The organism is Pseudomonas sp. XS1P51 (assembly GCF_054897845.1).
Genome location: NZ_CM142707.1, coordinates 5649668 through 5665761, shown reverse-complemented (window position 1 = coordinate 5665761; position 16094 = coordinate 5649668). Strand labels below are relative to the sequence as shown.

Here is a 16094-nt window from a genome sequence, read left to right as displayed (position 1 = left end):
GGTCCTCGACTTACAACGGCTTGACGGTGAACAAACCGTCGTCGTGGCCTTCTTCGGAGCCACCGTAGACTTGTTCGGCAACGGTGCGAATCTTGCTGCCGCGGGCTTGCAGAATCTGGTCCATGGCACCGGCGAACCAGCCCGTGAACATGTAGTCGACCTTGCGCCCGACCTTGCCGTACACGTAGACGAACGCCGAGTGTTCAAGCTTGACGCTGGCAGTGCCTTTGTCGAGGTCAATGTCCTGGATCTTGAACAGGCCCCAGCCGCGTTGCGACAGGCGCTTCATGTAGTGCTCGAACACCGCGACGCCTTCCAGGCCGTGGCATTCGGCTTCTTTTTCACACCAGTGCCAGGCGGATTTGTAGCCGGCCTTGTAGAGGATCTCGGCGTAGGCTTCGGCGCCCAGCACTTCCTCGATGCCCATGTGGTTGTTGACGAAGAAGTGACGCGGCACGTACAGCATCGGCAGGGCGTCGGAGGTCCAGACACCGGTTTCGCTGTCGACTTCGATTGGCAATTGCGGGGCGATCTTGGCCATGGAAACTTAACTCCAGAAAATTCGTGGTGTTGCCCCCGGCACGGACGGTCGGGGGAAAGGATTCAGAGGTGCGGTGGCTTATTCGCCCCAGACGTCCTTGAGGACGTTGACCCAGTTCTCGCCCATGATCTTGCGGACCACGCGCTCGGAATGGCCGCGCTTGAGCAGGGTTTCGGTCAGGTTCGGGAACTCGCCGACGGTGCGGATGCCCAGCGGGTTGATGATCTTGCCGAAGCTGGTCAGGCGGCGGGCGTAGCCCTTGTCATGGGTCAGGTACTCGAAGAAGTCCTGGCCATGGCCCTGGGTGAAGTCGGTGCCGATGCCGATGGCGTCTTCGCCAACGATGTTCATGGTGTATTCGATCGCTTCGGCGTAATCGTCGATGGTCGAATCGATGCCCTTGGCCAGGAACGGCGCGAACATGGTCACACCGACGAAACCGCCGTGGTCGGCAATGAATTTCAGTTCTTCATCGGACTTGTTGCGCGGGTGAATTTTCAGACCCGACGGCAGGCAGTGCGAGTAGCACACCGGCTTCTTCGATTCGAGGATGACTTCTTCGGAGGTTTTCGAACCCACGTGGGACAGGTCGCACATGACACCGACACGGTTCATCTCGGCGACGATTTCACGACCGAAACCCGACAGGCCGCCATCGCGCTCGTAGCAGCCGGTACCGACCAGGTTCTGGGTGTTGTAGCACATCTGCACGATACCGACGCCCAACTGCTTGAACACCTCGACGTAACCGATCTGGTCTTCAAAGGCGTGGGCATTCTGGAAGCCGAAGAGGATGCCGGTCTTGCCCTGCTCCTTGGCCTTGCGGATGTCGGCGGTGGTGCGCACCGGAATCACCAGGTCGCTGTTCTCGCGAATCAGCTTCTGGCTGGCGGCGATATTGTTGACGGTGGCCTGGAAGCCCTCCCACACCGACACGGTGCAGTTGGCCGCGGTCAGACCGCCCTTGCGCATGTCTTCAAACAGCTCGCGGTTCCACTTGGCAATAATCAGCCCGTCGATAACGATGCTGTCGGCGTGCAATTCGGCTGGGCTCATCAGGCTGTCCCCTATTAGCGATTCATGCGCCGAATCGTGTGCCGGCGCTTTGGGGCCAGCATATGCCTGAGGGACGGGGCAGCCGGGTGCAAAAACGACAGGGGGTTTGCCGAAAGCGTCAATCCGCGACAAAGGGTCGTCAACAGGCCTCATCACCTACCTGTTCAACGCCGTCCGCTTGGGCCAGAATTCGCCGCATCAATGGATTTAGGGCGACGCAATGAAATCGATCTTCCTGGCTTTGGCACTGATAGCGACCGGCGTACAGGCGGCAGAAGAGTCCGACAACAACCCCTGCGATGCGGTCGAAAACGACGTCCAGACCCTGGAATGCTCGGTCTACAGCAAAACCACCGCTGAAGACCTGCTCAAAGATAACTACCAGGGTCTGACCGAACGCTTGCAAACGGCCTACGGCAAGAACCCGACGCAACTGGCTGACATCACCGCCAAGCTCAAGGCCGCTCAGCAGCAGTGGCTGAAGACCCGGGATGCGGATTGCGCGGTGGAAGCGTTCCCGGCGACCAGCGGCAGCAAGGCGTTCACCATTGCGCAAAATGATTGCGTGGCACGGATGAGTGATGAGCGGTCGGAGTTTTTGGAGTCGATTGGGCAGGAGTGAAGTTATTCGTGTGTTGATCGCTGGCAAGGGTGCCAGCTTTCGACAACCAAAAATGACCTTTCCCACAGACTTGGCTGACCTGGCCTACAGCGCTCCCTACTCCCCGAGCAGACCCTGTTGGTCGAGCAACATCCCGACATGCTTCGTTAATTGGCCGACATAAAAATATAAGTAAAGATTCGCAAATCTTATAAAAGACTTATATCCTCCATAAACAGCATTCACTGGACTCGAAGGCCGTTAAACAGCTTCTGAAATTGCATACCGCTCACCAGAGTCAGGTTCGTGATGCCGTTTCGACGCTGGCCAGCATGCCTGATATAGGCAATGTCAAAGCACTGGTCGGTCATGACTACGCCTATCGACTTCGTGTGGGTAACTATCGAGTCATTTTCGACTGGGATGGCGCAATCAAAGTGGTCAGTATTCAAGAGGTCAAAAAACGCGATGAACGCACCTACTGACGTTCAAATCATCAATGACGCAGACGGAAACCCCGCGTTCGTGGTCATTCCTTACGCGCAATACGTGGCACAAAAAACTGAGCCCGACCTGATCCCTCATGAGGTGGTCAGTCGAATCGTTGATGGCGCAACGCCGATCCGCGCCTGGCGCGAACACTTGAACCTTACACAGGATGAAGTGGCCAAACGCATGGGCATCTCTCAACCGGCTTTTGCCCAGCAAGAGACCGTCGCGAAGCCGCGCAGGGCAACTCGCGAGAAAATTGCCACGGCGTTTGGTATCACGGCCAATCAGCTTGAACTGTAGGCTGCACACAACCATTGTGAAAGGGATCGAAATGAAAATCTGCGGTATCGAAATCAAAGGCAGCGAAGCGATCATCGCCGTGGCGTCCCTCGATGGTCAGGTGTTGAGCCACGTGGCGCTGGCCACCAAGAAGATTGCCCTCGACGATGACGACGAGGCCGCCAACGTTAAAATCTTTGCTGCTCATGTGGCTTCGTTTGTGCGGGAGAATTCCATTGACCGGATCGCGATCAAGAAGCGCAGCAAGAAAGGCGAATTTGCCGGCGGGCCGACTACGTTCAAGATCGAGGGGGTTTTTCAGTTGCTGGAGAGTTGCGAGGTGACGCTGCTGTCGCCGCAGACGATCAATGCGCAGAACAAGAAGTTTGATTTTGCGCTGCCGGCGACGTTGAACAAGTATCAGCATGAGGCTTACAAAGCTGCGTGCTCGGCATTAGTGAAGAAATAACTGACACACATCCTGTAGGAGCCGGCTTGCCGGCGATGGGGGCAACTCGGTTTGGCAGGAACACCGCGTCGCGCCCATCGCCGGCAAGCCGGCTCCTACTGGAATCAGCGTCAAGCTTTCTGGGTTTGTCGGCGGTCTTCCCGGGGACAACACTCAAACCGTGCCCGATAACTGCGGGTGAAATACGACGGTGATTCAAACCCGCACGCGATGCTGACCTCCAGCACACTCATGTCCGTCTGTCGCAGCAACTGCCGCGCTTTTTCCAGCCGCAAGCGCAGATAGATATTGGCTAAAAGCGGTGAAATAGGCGCACCTTGTGGTGTGCCCTGCTTCGCAGGAGTTCGCTTTCCGTTTTCAAGAACAACTGTACGCAGCCATCGGACTATAAACGCTAACACCCGTCGATCCGCGATTCGGTGTTGCAGAAAGCACATCATCCACTCGTGATCGATGGTGTCAAAGAACGCGCGAATAGTTGAGCGGGCTGCTCACATTGAAGTCGGTGGGGTGTGGAGCGCTTACTCAAAACCCAAGGCAGGAGCCGTATGCGGTAATTCCGCACGTACGGATCTATTGGTATGGACGCCCCCATCCACAAACCAGAGGTCTCAACATGCCATAGTGGAAAGACTTCAGAAACCACAAACCAAGAGGAGCGTCCGGTATGAAAATTATGACCGTTGGTATCGACTTGGCGAAAAATGTATTTCAGGTGCACGGTGTTAATGAACATGGCAAGACCGTTCTGAGGAAGCAACTCAAGCGCGACCAGGTCGCCACCTTTTTTGCCATCATGCCGCAATGTCTGATCGGTATGGAGGCCTGTGGAAGCGCCCACCATTGGGCTCGCAAGTTGCGCAGTTTGGGTCACGATGTGAGGCTGATGGCCCCGCAATTCGTAAAGCCATACGTGAAAACGAACAAAAACGATGTAGCTGATGCTGAGGCGATCTGCGAAGCGGTGGGTCGGCCAAACATGCGTTTTGTGCCGATCAAGGACATTGAGCAACAGGCCGTGCTGTCGCTGCATCGGGTTCGTCAAGGATTCGTGAAGGCGCGGACAGCGCAAGCTAATCAGATCCGTGGGCTGCTAGCCGAATTTGGTCTTGTAATCCCACAGGGCATCGCACATATCGCCAAGCGCGTACCGGAGTTTATTGAGGATGAGCGCAACGAGTTGCCGGGCTCGTTTCGTATGCTTGTGCAGCGTCTACTGGAACAATTGAAGGGGTTCGATCATCAGGTTCATGAGATCGAGAATCAAATTGTCGCTTGGCATCGCGCGAACGAAAACAGCCGCAAGCTGGCCAAAATGCCAGGCATCGGGCCGATCACGGCCAGTGCGATGGTAGCCTCTCTTGGCGATGCCAAGAGTTTCAAGAATGGCCGACAGGTGAGTGCTTGGCTTGGGCTGGTGCCGAAGCAGAACTCCACTGGCGGTAAGACGGTGTTGTTGGGGATGAGTAAGCGTGGGGACTCCTATTTACGGACGCTACTGATCCAGGGTGCACGGTCGATGATCTACGCAGCACAGCGAAAAGAGATCTCTGACAGCTGGCTTGGCCGGCTACTTAAGCGGCGTAACGCCAATGTGGCAGCCGTTGCACTGGCTAATAAAAACGCCCGAATTATATGGGCCTTGTTGGCCGGTGACCGCGAGTTCCGCTCCGATTACATGACCGTCGTCGCGTAATCGAAGCGGCTTGAAGACGTCAACTTAACCCCGTAGCGGACCAACTCTATTGATTGCTCAGGTGATCATGAATTGATGGCAAAACTGGTAAGACCGTGGCCAAGAAAATCTGACCCGCACAGCGTGCCATGAGCACACGGATCTATTGAGAACTCGGCCAGCGGATTCCATCAGGGACAGCGGCAACGCCGCACCGAAAGTCCGGATGTATGAGTGCAATCTCTACCATTGAGCCGTCACAGATTGAAAGCTTGGCAACCCGGGGGCGTCCATGTATGTGCGGGGGTGGCAGGTGGCTGCCATTCCTACCGCGACCAGTTGATCTCGCGTCCTGCGGTTATGAAACGCGGATCCATGAAAACCGCGCACAGAGTATTGAGTGGGAGCACATTGTCCCAGGCTGGCAGTTTGATCATCAGCGGCAACGCTGGCAAAAACGGGTTAAGAAACTTCCCTCTCGAAAAAGAACGCAGTCTCCCCAAAAGCCGGTTTTAGTTGATCGAACCACGTAGCATCGGGATCAAATCGTGCGAAGAATGGCCTCTGCACCCAATCCGGGTTTCGTGCTTGGATAAAACGTAAAACAAACACCTTTTCTCCTCGAATTTCAGCTACACCGCAGACCTCAACTTTCCCCGGATCTGCGCTCATCGAAGGTCCTCGGGCAGTCCTGGCAATACCTGAAACTTGTTTGACCGCGTCCCGGTAAATTTCCCACGCACATACAAGAGGGACTTCAAAATATCGGCGGGCCCCGGTATCACGCTCGATAAACATATAGTAAGGAATAATGCCTAGTTGAATTTGCGTCTGCCAGAGTCGCACCCAGACGTCAGCAGAGTCATTGATATGAGCCAGCAACGGGCCCTGGCTACGTATTTGAGCGCCTGTTTGTCGAACACGAAGAATAGCCTCTCGAGCAATGGCAGGCTCAAGTTCCGCCCAATGATTATAATGAGCCATTAACGCTAAGTGTTTACCGCTGTTGATGATCTTCCTAAATAGATCAAGAAGTTCACCTGCGTCGCTGTCAGTCACAAACCGCTGAGGCCAGAAAGAAAGCGCCTTTGTACCAATTCGGATAGTGTGGATGTGCTCGAATTCAGGCGTCAAAAGAGGTTCTAGGTAAGCACGTAGATTGCTTGTCTTCATAACTAGCGGATCTCCGCCAGTAATTAAAACATCAGTCACTTTAGGGTTGGCCCGAAGGTAATCCAATAGCTGGGCGTTTTCCTTAGCAGCAATCTTGAGAGATTGGTCACCCGTGAATTGGGCCCAACGGAAACAAAAAGTACAGTAGCTATGGCAAATCTGACCAGCGCTTGGAAAAAACAGCACAGTCTCACGATATTTGTGCTGGACACCCGTTACTGTCACGCCAGACAGTGAAGGAATATTACGCTCCAGCTGTCCTGCTGGATGGGGATTGAGTCTAGCTCTAACCGCTTTTATCGCGACCTCACAGGATGAGCGGTCGGAATTCCTTAAAAATAAAGATGCTATTAGATCAAAAGACTCGTTATCCAGCATATCTTTCTGGGGAAAGGTAAGCTGGTATATAGGATCGTTGGGAATATTGCTCCAGTCGATCAATTCTTTGATAACATATTCATTGACTCGAAATGGAAGAACGCTTGCCACCACCTTCATCGCCCAAATAGTCCGGCGGTCTAATTTAGCAAGCTGAGGAATCTGGTCAATTTGATTCAAGGTATAAACCTTGAAACGTTCAACCTCGAATTTTTCTGTGAGGCTTTCAACACTTACCGCTATATTTTCAATAGTATGCATAATTAGTGACCAATAAAATTTTAGGGCAGAACATTGCTGACTATAAAACATGGAGCTGTCTTGACCTAAAATAAATGTCGGGACCAACAATAATATCTGATGAAACCATGGAGCCTCCAAGCGACAACGGTTTCCACACTAGTAACACCTGTCGTATGAAAATCAGCGATGGTGGACAAGATCAATAATTCTCCCGCATGCTTCTTTAATTTCAGCTTCATTTACGGAAGCAATAGAGATGCGGATATGGTCCTTCATACCGTAAGAAGACCCTGGCGTGGTCGAAACGGATTTTACATTGAGGAGATCGTCTACAAATTGGGTATCCGAATTCCAAGTAGCACCCAATACTCGGGAAATGTCAGGAAATAGAAAGAAACCACCCTGCGGCCGTACAATGTCAAACGTAGTGCTTAATAATTGATGGCAGTAATAGGCTCGGTGTTGCAACTCATCAACACGTTTTTTAAGAATGCTCTTAGGCAACGCTATAGCTGCCAAGGCACCGTGCTGCGCAAATGTACACGCATTGTCCGTCATGACGCCCTGAAGCGTGGAGCATCGGTCGATGATTTTTCTATCCGCGTACATATAGCCTATTCTAAAACCAGACATAGAGAACAGTTTTGAGAACGTACGTGTAACCACCAGCAGGCTAGAGTCCACCATAAGATCCAGAGGGCTAACATATTCACCGCTACCGAAAATGATGCCTTCGTAGGCTTCATCGGAAATGAGTAGAAAGCCATACTCTTGAGATAACGCCACCAATACTAGAATATCTTGTCGACTGAGAATCAAGCCAGTGGGGTTGTGAGGTGAGTTAATAATCAACGCCTTGGTTTTGAGAGTCACCAACTTGCGAATTTCAACTATGTCGAGACCCTTATTTCCCATTTCGTAATCGACAGCAATACCCCCGTTAAGTTCTATGTAAGATCTATAGGCGGGCCAGCATGGATTCGGAATCAGAACCTCGTCCGCGTTGGATAATATGCATTTCATCAACATGAACAAAGCTTGGCTTGAACCATTAGAAACTAAAATTTCGGCTGGGTCGCACAACTTACTATGTTGTTGAAAGCATCTCTCGATCAACGCGTTTTTTAAAACATCTATGCCAGTAAGATTACAATAGCCAGTATGCCCATTTATTAAGGCGTCAATCGTCGCGCGAGAAACTTCCTGCGGGACTTCAAGGTTGAGCTCACCGTCGTGCATCTGAATTAAGTCACGTATTTTAGGACCTTCACTCAAGACCTTCGATAACTGCTGGCTCGGGTTTGACATGATTTTCACCAACTGTAATTATTTTAAGTGTCGCAGCATCTGCCGCGAGTAAACTTCAGTGAAAAAAGCTTTCGCCGACGGGCTCAGGTCCCCGGGCCAGAAATCAAACATCAGATTTACACGAGTACATTCACTATGGTTCCAAGACTCATGCTGAAAAGTCGTGTCAATGATTGCTATTTCACCCGTTCTCCAACTAACGATCTCTTCCCCGATTCTCAGTCCAGATAACCCATCGTCAGCGCAAAGGATAGGAAGATGTAACGTCAGCATAGGATAAACATAATCCAAATGCGGCTCGATGTGACCGCCCGGTTCTAGACTTGAAAGCACAACCTCTCTGATAGTAGCGCCTGGCACAACATCCTCGACAAAGCGAATCGTATTTGGAACAAGGTCAGCGTATACAGCAACTTTTTGACCTCCTTTATAAAGTGGAACTGATTTCCACAAAGGATCGCCATGAAAGGGATATTTTTCCTGGGTGTTCTTGTGTTTTTCATAGAGCTGGATTAGTTCCTGCGTCATCTCGGCAAGAAGCGTATCAATGCCTGAGAGGAAGCAGAAATCGTCTTTAGACCAAAGAGGCTTTCTGAGTCCGAATGACGACTTAAATCCGTTGATATTTATATTCGTAGCATAAGGTATAGGCATGACAGGCTTAAGCAAACCGTTGGATAGGCGGCTAGGGCGTGATAACTTTCTTCCATGAAATTCCGACTCAATTAGATCGAGGATACACTCGCGAGTTTTATCATCAATATCGCCAAGCTCATCTAATGCCTCGTACCATAATGTGAGCACAGGTTCCCGCCACTTTAGAGCAGACCTGCAGGTAATCACAACCGTCGCATATAACCAGATTAGGAGGCAAAGTAGTAATAACTGGCTTGATAGTAAAAGTCCAAATCCGACTAATTCAGTTCTGCTGTAGAGTCCCGCCACCAACGTAAAAATGGAGAGCGGAACGAGCCAACAGGTGTAGCTACTAAAACGTCGCACGGTGGAATAAGGTACGACGATATTGAGCATATCAAATTGGGAGCGAATAATCGGCCAAGCGCTGATGGAATAGAGAAGAAAAAATAACAAGCAGTAGTAAGACACTGAATATATCGACAAAAAACCCTTCGGTACCGCCAGAATAAGTAATATAGATAGTAATACTAAGTAAGCTATCACGAATATACTGTGTTTCAGTATGTAATTTATACCTCGAATGCCGTATAGATTTCTCATGCCGCAACCTGCGCCGGAGCCTTGTATCGGATCCATCTAAATAGAAGTAGGGAGAACAGCGCTATAAGTCCAAGCCCTACGCCACACCATACACCCGCCGCTCCTAGGTCAGTATAAAATGCCAAGAAGAGAGCGAGCGGTAGTCCCACTAGCCAAAAACAAATAATCGAAAGCAACATCGGAAAGACGGTCTGTTTCAAGCCCCTAAATATACCGAGCAGTACCATTTGACTTCCATCAAAGAAATGGAAGATTCCTAAAATGCAGACAAAAAGGCTAGATAGCTTGATAAGCTCGTCATCTCCACCTTCACCGCGAGCAACAAATAGCTGAACAATATCATGGGGAAAAATAATCAGGATAGAAGATATTACAGTGAGTACTATCCAGCCGAGCCATAAAGCACTCCATCCGGCGTCACTCGTCCGCCGCGAATACACACCCAAAGGAGAGCAGAGGCTTATTCTCGTAGTAGAAGCTTGAGAAATGCCATTAGGTATTGTAAATACGACTTGAAGAACTTGCATTGCGATACCATGAGCAGCCAACGCAACGATTCCAAACTTACCCACTATGATTGTGAGGATGAAGAAAAATAGAGTGTCATTTGCCTGCGTTAAAGAGACCGGAATACCGTTTCTTAAAATAGGCAGCATCAACCACCCTCTCACTACTGTCAATTTTATACAGTGCTGCCGCTCCCCGAACTGCGGATTCATTAAACCTAATATGACCAGCAATATACAAAGCAAAATGTTTGTTAGCGTCGTGGCGATACCTGCACCGAACAAACCCAAGGGGGGTATCCACAAAAAGCCAAATATTAGAATCAGGTTAGCAACGAAGTTAAAGATCGCTGCTATAATAATTGCGATAACTGTATATCGCGCTGATCCCATTATTGATAAAACATTTCTGAGGTGTACAAATAAAATCGCTGGGCCGATGCTCCACATCAGGCTATTCATGTATCTCTGAGCTTCGAGAGACAAAAGCGGATCCTGGCCAAAAAAAACTAATATTTCTTTCGTAAAATAGAGCATTGCTAAGCATATTAAAAACGCAGCTACTATGAGCTGAATGCAGCTGGTCGATACAGATGCATATTGTTCTTCTTTTGCCTTAGATCCCAATGCATCAGTAATAAACGGGATGGTAGAGATGAGTAGCCCGGAAAATAATAAAAACAGAAGATAGTAGAGGCCCTGTGCCAAAGTCGACGCAGCTAACGCCTCGGTACTAATCCATCCAGCCATTATTACGTCCGTAGTCGCAATAATCACATGCGCGATATTGCCAGATACAAAGGCTAGCGAGAGCCGGGAACTCTCGCGCATCTCGGATGTATATCTACGGGAAAGCCTCGCGACACGGTTATATATAAGTGATGATGTCAAGACTGTACTCCCGGTCTAGGTGCTTAGACACATCCTTGGAAATCTGTACTCTTTTCAGCCATCGATCCGTTCCATCGTACTTTGGCGTAAATTGTGGCCTGCCATGAGCGCACTTATAGTTGTTGATAAACAAAACCTGTGCTTCGTTCATTGATAAGTCAAAGGTTGCTGACTCAACCAGCTTGATAAAATCCTTAAAATCTAGTTCTTCGTAGTGAGACATTTTGCTGTAGTCAACGTAGACAGGATCATAAATGAAGCTGTAGCCCTCGGTAGGTGATTCTTGCAACACCGCCGTCTCTAGAGCTGTTGGCTTATATTCGATCGTAGAAGGTCGGTCGGAAAGAATGGTATAACGGCTCTCAGTTAACCTGTGCTTGAGTGTTGCATCAACAGCTGAAAAATCTGGGCAAGACAGCAAGTTGGGGACTTTATCGTCGTTTCTTACGCATAAAAAACCTAGTACATCTGCCCTATAAGGTAAAGCGGGGTCTTCAGTATGCAGTTCTAAATGCACAGAACCACTTCCCAACTGCTTATTTCTATCTTGGAAGATTGGGAATATTTCTTGAACAAGCTTACCGTTCTGCAGGTCGCTATAACCGAAGACATCACCAACATGCCTTGAAAGCTGAAGAAATAAATCATCGTAGTTTGAATGGCAGTCGTCTCTCCAATGTTTCGGCGTCGGTCGCTGTTGATTGGCTTTAGGAAGGTCTAATATTGTGACGTCAGATGAAAAACTAAAGTCCTCTTTAAATTGAGCGACAATAGATTCCGGGCTTAACATTGAGTAGTCTAATTTAGTAAATATCATATCTGTACCGAAGAAATGGTAAATTATTTAGTTTCAAAGCCACCAGGTAGTGACCCACTCGCGAGTCAGTTGACCTCAAGGGATTTCAAGCGTTTTATGATCATAGCCAAGCACAAAATTCTTAGAGCCAAGTTTATAGAAGTACTGGTTATTCAAAGGGATCTTCCCAAGTTTAGTGGTGTAAACATACTGTGGGACGCTGAAACCAGTTTCATAACCGTGCAGCTGCTCCATAATCTCAAGGCCCTTTTCTATCGACGTCCTAAAGTGCGACACGCCTTGAACATTGTCCGCGTGGTATAGGTAATAAGGCCTTACCCTGCCTTTCACCAGCATCCGGTTCAACGTTCTAAGTGTTTCGACGTCGTCGTTCACACCACGCAACAGCACTGTCTGGTTTTGCACCGGTATACCGTGGGAAAGAAGTTTATCTATCGCGCTTAAGGCCTCAGGAGTCACTTCCACGGGATGATTGAAATGGGTGCTAAACCAGATTGATTTGAATTCGGACAACATCTTACAAAAATCATCTGTTATCCGCTGCGGAAGAAAAACCGGGTACCGTGAGCCAATGCGTACAAAATCTACGTGGGGGATCGCATTGAGCCTAGAGATAATGCTATGCAAAAGCTTATCGGAAAGAATTAGCGGGTCGCCTCCAGTAAGTAATACGTCGCTGATGTTTTTGTTGTTTGCGATGTACTCTATGTCTTGATCATATGAGTCGGGAAGCTCTTTGTTGTAATAACTGCCTGACTTATCAGTTGTGTGAAACTTTCTAGTGCAGTGTCTGCAATAAACTGGGCAAGTATCCGACACTAGGAATATGACTCGGTTTGGATACTTATGTACGACGCGTCTGGTTTTCATATAAACCATATCACCCACCGGGTCTACATCCTCCTGCTGATTACTCTCATCAACTTCTTTTGGGTGGGGTATGCTTTGCAGCCGAATCGGACAATTCTCATTGGTCTCGTCCATCAGTGATGCATAATATGGAGTAATCATCCACTTATACTGGCTCTCTGTTTGCTCAATGCCCTTCAATTCTGTATCACTGAGAGTTACCCAGGCTTCCAGCTGAGCCTTGGTGCGAATGGCATTCTTCATTTGAAATTTGTGGTCGCCCCATTGGTCGGAAGACAGTAAATCCTGTTTACTCAAAGTATCCTTTGCAATAATCATTTTTATTATCCTTCGCTGGTAGGGGAACTGACGAGGTTTTTATCAATGTCTTTAGTTGTCGAGGTCGTCCATCCGCCGCTATGATAGTCGAGACCTTGTACCTTATATCGATTGTCTGGAAGCTCAAAGCCGAACTCTTGGAATATCAAAGCAGCATTATTAATTGCATTATCTTCTAATGGAAAAGGCTTGCTATCCAGGCTCTCATTTATTGATTGAAGTACGTCAAAGATCAGTCCGCCTATACCTGACCCTTCAGACATCCTCATTTTTGGTCGCCAAGTGATATAATCTGGTAATTCGAGGGAAAAAGCGTCCCTCAGTAGAACTTTTGTAAAATCATCTCTTACATGGAACTCCATCGGTGCCGATATTATAAAATCGAAAAGATCTTTGTCGAGAAACGGTACACGGCATTCCACTGTATTGAACATGCTCATTCTATCCACACGCTGTAGATCAGTTCGATACAAGTTCTTAACTTTATGTAGCTGAAGCGCACGACGGTCACTTGCCCCTTGAAAAAAGTCGTAACCAGCGAATAGCTCATCACTTCCATCTCCAGATAGAGCTATACGAATCCCGTCTTCTTTCATTCGGGAGAAAGCAGAATGTATAGTTAATGCATCAGTTATATCTACGGGTTCAAATTGTTCAGATACATATATGCTGGTTCTAATAGACTGCATCAGATCTACACGATCAACATCAGAAATAACTATCTTAATGCCAAGTTCTTTGCATAATCTCTGCGCGAATACTACGTCAGCTGAGCCAGTCACTCCGACCGTGTAGGCGGTGACGTTCTTATGGTATAGGTTAGCAAGATAAAGAATTATTGCGCTATCTAGCCCGCCAGAGAAAACTACGCCTATCGGAAGATCAGTATTGACTTGACGCTTTACCGAGAGGTGCAGTAGCTCATTGCATTTATTTACCGTAGACTTGTAATCTAGTCGCGGCCCTATGCTTTCGCTAATTAAATAATATGCGTTCTGTCGACCGTCCACCCAATAATGTCCAGGGAGGATTTCTTGTGTCTTGTTGGTCAACCCAATTAGTGCTTTCAGTTCCGATGCGAAATAGAGGACAGTTCCTTCTTGAGTCAAGTATAGAGGCTTTACGCCCAGCCGATCCCTCGCAGCGAAAACAGTGTTGTCTCCCGGTGAGTAGATAATAAACGCGAATATACCATTGAGTCGGGTCAGACAAGATTCCCCCCAGTGAGCATATGCCCTAAGAACTAGCTCGGTATCTGAACAGCCTAAAAACTTTACTCCGTGTGATAATAAAATTAATTGCAACTCATTCAAGTTGTAAATTTCACCATTAAATATAATTGCGCGACCAGAAATGTTATCTATGAACGGCTGATTGTTGTCTTCTCTCTCCACGATAGGCAAGCGATTGGTACCAATAGCAGCATGAGAAAATATAAAACGCTCTCCAAAGCTTTCAGCAGCGCCTCTATGGGAGATTCTCCCCAACATTTTTAATAAAGTAGCCTCAAAGTCGCGCTTTTCATTAGAGCGGGTAGAAGTCTCAAATATCGCAGCTATCCCGCACATCTAGCACTGCTCCAGTATTTTGTCTTCGCGATATTCAGATGTTTCGACTTTAATGTTTCTCTCATACTCTTTATGGACGTGAAGTATCTCGTCTATAGACGTTGCCCTCACCCACATTTTTGCGATATAAGCTTCTTCGTTCTCTACATCGAAGAATCCATCTTTGTGGCCGTTAGTAGTAGGCAGTACCTGCGATAAAATCTCACACGCAGAATCAATTTCTGGAAGCTTTATAGCTTTGATGTAGCCTGAGCGAGTTGGATAGAATAGAAGCATCGCGTAGACGGCGTCCTCCGGCAATATCGGAAGGTCATCCGCCAAATGGTGCCCTATGGTTACTGGCTTATTTGTTATGAAATTGACGTTTAAGGCATACGCATCACATGAGCACAGATCCTTAAGTGCTTCGTCCACGAAGAACCCGCCCAGCCTCGGGTTTACCTCAATCACTTGGGGGCCGTTTTTGGATAATTTGAACTCAACGTGTAAAAATCCGTTCTTTACCTTCAGTGCTTTTATAGAATTGCTAATAGTTGATACGATCACCGATATCTGGTCGTTAGAAAAGCTTTGCGGTGGAGTAACTATGACCTTTTCTAAAACCGTACTGGAGGTGTTGCTTGTTATCATCTTTTCAAATATCAACATCGGGTGAATGCTCCCGTCGATAACCAAGCATTCTAAAGAACCTTCAGGCCCCTCAATGAATTCTTCAATTAACACGGAAACGCCCGGCGTATATAGCACAGGGCCTGCTTCTGGAGAACTAAGCCATTTTTCAGCTCCCGAGAAAGAATAGGCTCCAGGCACGTCAGGAAATCTTTGTCTGAAGTGATTATATGCTTTTTCAAGACTCTTTCGGTCATCACATATCGAGACAAACGCCGAGCCGCCCCCGTATACCGGCTTCATCACTACGGGAAATATAAGATCATTTATAGTTTCGAAATCTCCATTGAAGAGCCTGAAATTTACCGACCTAACACCCTTTATATTGCTAAGTTGCGAACGCATTAAGTACTTATTGTTACAATTCTCTAGCGGCTCGGCGCTGTAATATTTAAGCCCGCATTGCCTAGCGATATCTTCAACTACATGGTTAGCGTCCCCACGCGGTGTGACATGCGCTGGGTAGCAAAACAGTCCTTTCACACTATATGTTCGGCTTAAACGTTCTACTGCGCAGAGTACTTCGCCAGTTTCAATACTATCTACCAAGACAACTTCATCACTTTCATCGCTAGCCTCCCTAATATTTTTGCTATCTTTTGCGATTATTGTTAAGCATCTGATACCTTCTTTTGCTGCGGCTTGAAAGTGCAATTTTCTATACAAATATAGTGAGGTTGATAGATAGTCGTTATCTATGAAAATTAATATTTCCGGCTTCATATATAGGTCCATGATCATTTTCGTTGTTGTAAAATGAGATAGCGAGCATTGTATGCACTGTTTGTCACACACGCATGATCAGTGGAGATCTTTTGGGAATGGCATAACTTTCTGCGCACCACGTAATTGTTGGCCGTTATCCTATGTAAACTCCCACGACGAAGTTGCACGCTGAATCCTCCTGCCATTACGAGGCTGGCTGCCCGCAGTTGCCACACGGTAGATAGCTGTGGGCGGATGAGCGTTGGCGTAAGCCTGTTGTTGCTCAATAACCCTCA

The 16094-nt window shown here is 48.2% G+C and carries 14 protein-coding genes and 3 pseudogenes; 5 read left to right on the top strand and 12 right to left on the bottom strand.

From position 1 onward, the window contains the following. Window positions 1-10 precede the first annotated feature (10 nt). Window positions 11-541 (bottom strand): DUF5943 domain-containing protein, encoded by a 531-nt coding sequence (locus ACYZUD_RS26280; protein ID WP_007947752.1) that lies wholly within the window; start codon window positions 539-541, stop codon window positions 11-13. Window positions 542-619: 78 nt separating this feature from the next. Continuing rightward, window positions 620-1597 (bottom strand): dipeptidase, encoded by a 978-nt coding sequence (locus ACYZUD_RS26275; protein WP_008033250.1) that lies wholly within the window; start codon window positions 1595-1597, stop codon window positions 620-622. A gap of 220 nt (window positions 1598-1817) precedes the next feature. Between ACYZUD_RS26275 and ACYZUD_RS26270 the strand changes: the two genes are divergently transcribed. The 4 genes and pseudogenes from ACYZUD_RS26270 to ACYZUD_RS26255 all read left to right on the top strand — a co-directional run bounded on the left by ACYZUD_RS26270 (window position 1818) and on the right by ACYZUD_RS26255 (window position 3438). Then, on the top strand, window positions 1818-2219 hold the full coding sequence (locus ACYZUD_RS26270) for a lysozyme inhibitor LprI family protein (RefSeq protein WP_462020813.1): 402 nt from the start codon (window positions 1818-1820) through the stop codon (window positions 2217-2219). 210 nt (window positions 2220-2429) lie between these two features. Beyond that, window positions 2430-2683, top strand: a pseudogene (locus ACYZUD_RS26265) (type II toxin-antitoxin system RelE family toxin). Further along, the gene (locus ACYZUD_RS26260) at window positions 2667-2990 is read left to right on the top strand and encodes a helix-turn-helix domain-containing protein (protein ID WP_462020812.1); all 324 of its coding nucleotides are present in this window, start codon (window positions 2667-2669) and stop codon (window positions 2988-2990) included. The pseudogene ACYZUD_RS26265 and the gene ACYZUD_RS26260 overlap by 17 nt, the downstream one beginning before the upstream one ends. A 31-nt stretch (window positions 2991-3021) precedes the next feature. Further along, complete coding sequence (locus tag ACYZUD_RS26255) at window positions 3022-3438, top strand: DUF3010 family protein (RefSeq protein WP_462020811.1); 417 nt, start codon at window positions 3022-3024, stop codon at window positions 3436-3438. 110 nt (window positions 3439-3548) lie between these two features. Here the strand turns inward: ACYZUD_RS26255 and ACYZUD_RS26250 are convergent. Both ACYZUD_RS26250 and ACYZUD_RS26245 read right to left on the bottom strand, forming a co-directional pair. Next, window positions 3549-3731, bottom strand: a pseudogene (locus ACYZUD_RS26250) (helix-turn-helix domain-containing protein); the annotation flags it as partial. A gap of 27 nt (window positions 3732-3758) precedes the next feature. Beyond that, window positions 3759-3875 (bottom strand): annotated as a pseudogene (locus ACYZUD_RS26245) (hypothetical protein); the annotation flags it as partial. Between the two features lie 230 nt (window positions 3876-4105). On the opposite strand from ACYZUD_RS26245, the gene ACYZUD_RS26240 reads away from it, so the two are divergent. Beyond that, window positions 4106-5134: an IS110 family RNA-guided transposase gene (locus ACYZUD_RS26240; protein WP_448111180.1), complete on the top strand. Its 1029-nt coding sequence runs from the start codon at window positions 4106-4108 to the stop codon at window positions 5132-5134. 441 nt (window positions 5135-5575) lie between these two features. On the opposite strand, the gene ACYZUD_RS26235 is transcribed toward ACYZUD_RS26240, so the two are convergent. From ACYZUD_RS26235 to ACYZUD_RS26200, 8 genes are all read right to left on the bottom strand, one after another. Beyond that, on the bottom strand, window positions 5576-6925 hold the full coding sequence (locus tag ACYZUD_RS26235; RefSeq protein ID WP_462020810.1) for a KamA family radical SAM protein: 1350 nt from the start codon (window positions 6923-6925) through the stop codon (window positions 5576-5578). A gap of 162 nt (window positions 6926-7087) precedes the next feature. Continuing rightward, the gene (locus ACYZUD_RS26230) at window positions 7088-8215 is read right to left on the bottom strand and encodes a pyridoxal phosphate-dependent aminotransferase (RefSeq protein WP_462020809.1); all 1128 of its coding nucleotides are present in this window, start codon (window positions 8213-8215) and stop codon (window positions 7088-7090) included. 18 nt (window positions 8216-8233) lie between these two features. After that, entirely contained in the window at window positions 8234-9322 is a 1089-nt protein-coding gene (locus tag ACYZUD_RS26225) for an aspartyl/asparaginyl beta-hydroxylase domain-containing protein (protein ID WP_462020808.1), read from the bottom strand. A 128-nt stretch (window positions 9323-9450) separates the two neighbouring features. Beyond that, a complete protein-coding gene (locus ACYZUD_RS26220) occupies window positions 9451-10710 on the bottom strand; it encodes an MATE family efflux transporter (RefSeq protein WP_462020807.1) in 1260 nt (419 codons plus the stop codon). A 118-nt stretch (window positions 10711-10828) separates the two neighbouring features. Further along, the gene (locus tag ACYZUD_RS26215) at window positions 10829-11668 is read right to left on the bottom strand and encodes a hypothetical protein (RefSeq protein WP_462020806.1); all 840 of its coding nucleotides are present in this window, start codon (window positions 11666-11668) and stop codon (window positions 10829-10831) included. 75 nt (window positions 11669-11743) lie between these two features. Then, on the bottom strand, window positions 11744-12856 hold the full coding sequence (blsG, locus tag ACYZUD_RS26210) for an arginine 2,3-aminomutase (protein WP_051414796.1): 1113 nt from the start codon (window positions 12854-12856) through the stop codon (window positions 11744-11746). 5 nt (window positions 12857-12861) lie between these two features. Continuing rightward, entirely contained in the window at window positions 12862-14424 is a 1563-nt protein-coding gene (locus ACYZUD_RS26205; RefSeq protein ID WP_462020805.1) for an asparagine synthetase B family protein, read from the bottom strand. After that, entirely contained in the window at window positions 14425-15828 is a 1404-nt protein-coding gene (locus ACYZUD_RS26200) for an ATP-grasp domain-containing protein (RefSeq protein ID WP_462020804.1), read from the bottom strand. Between the last annotated feature and the right edge of the window lie 266 nt (window positions 15829-16094).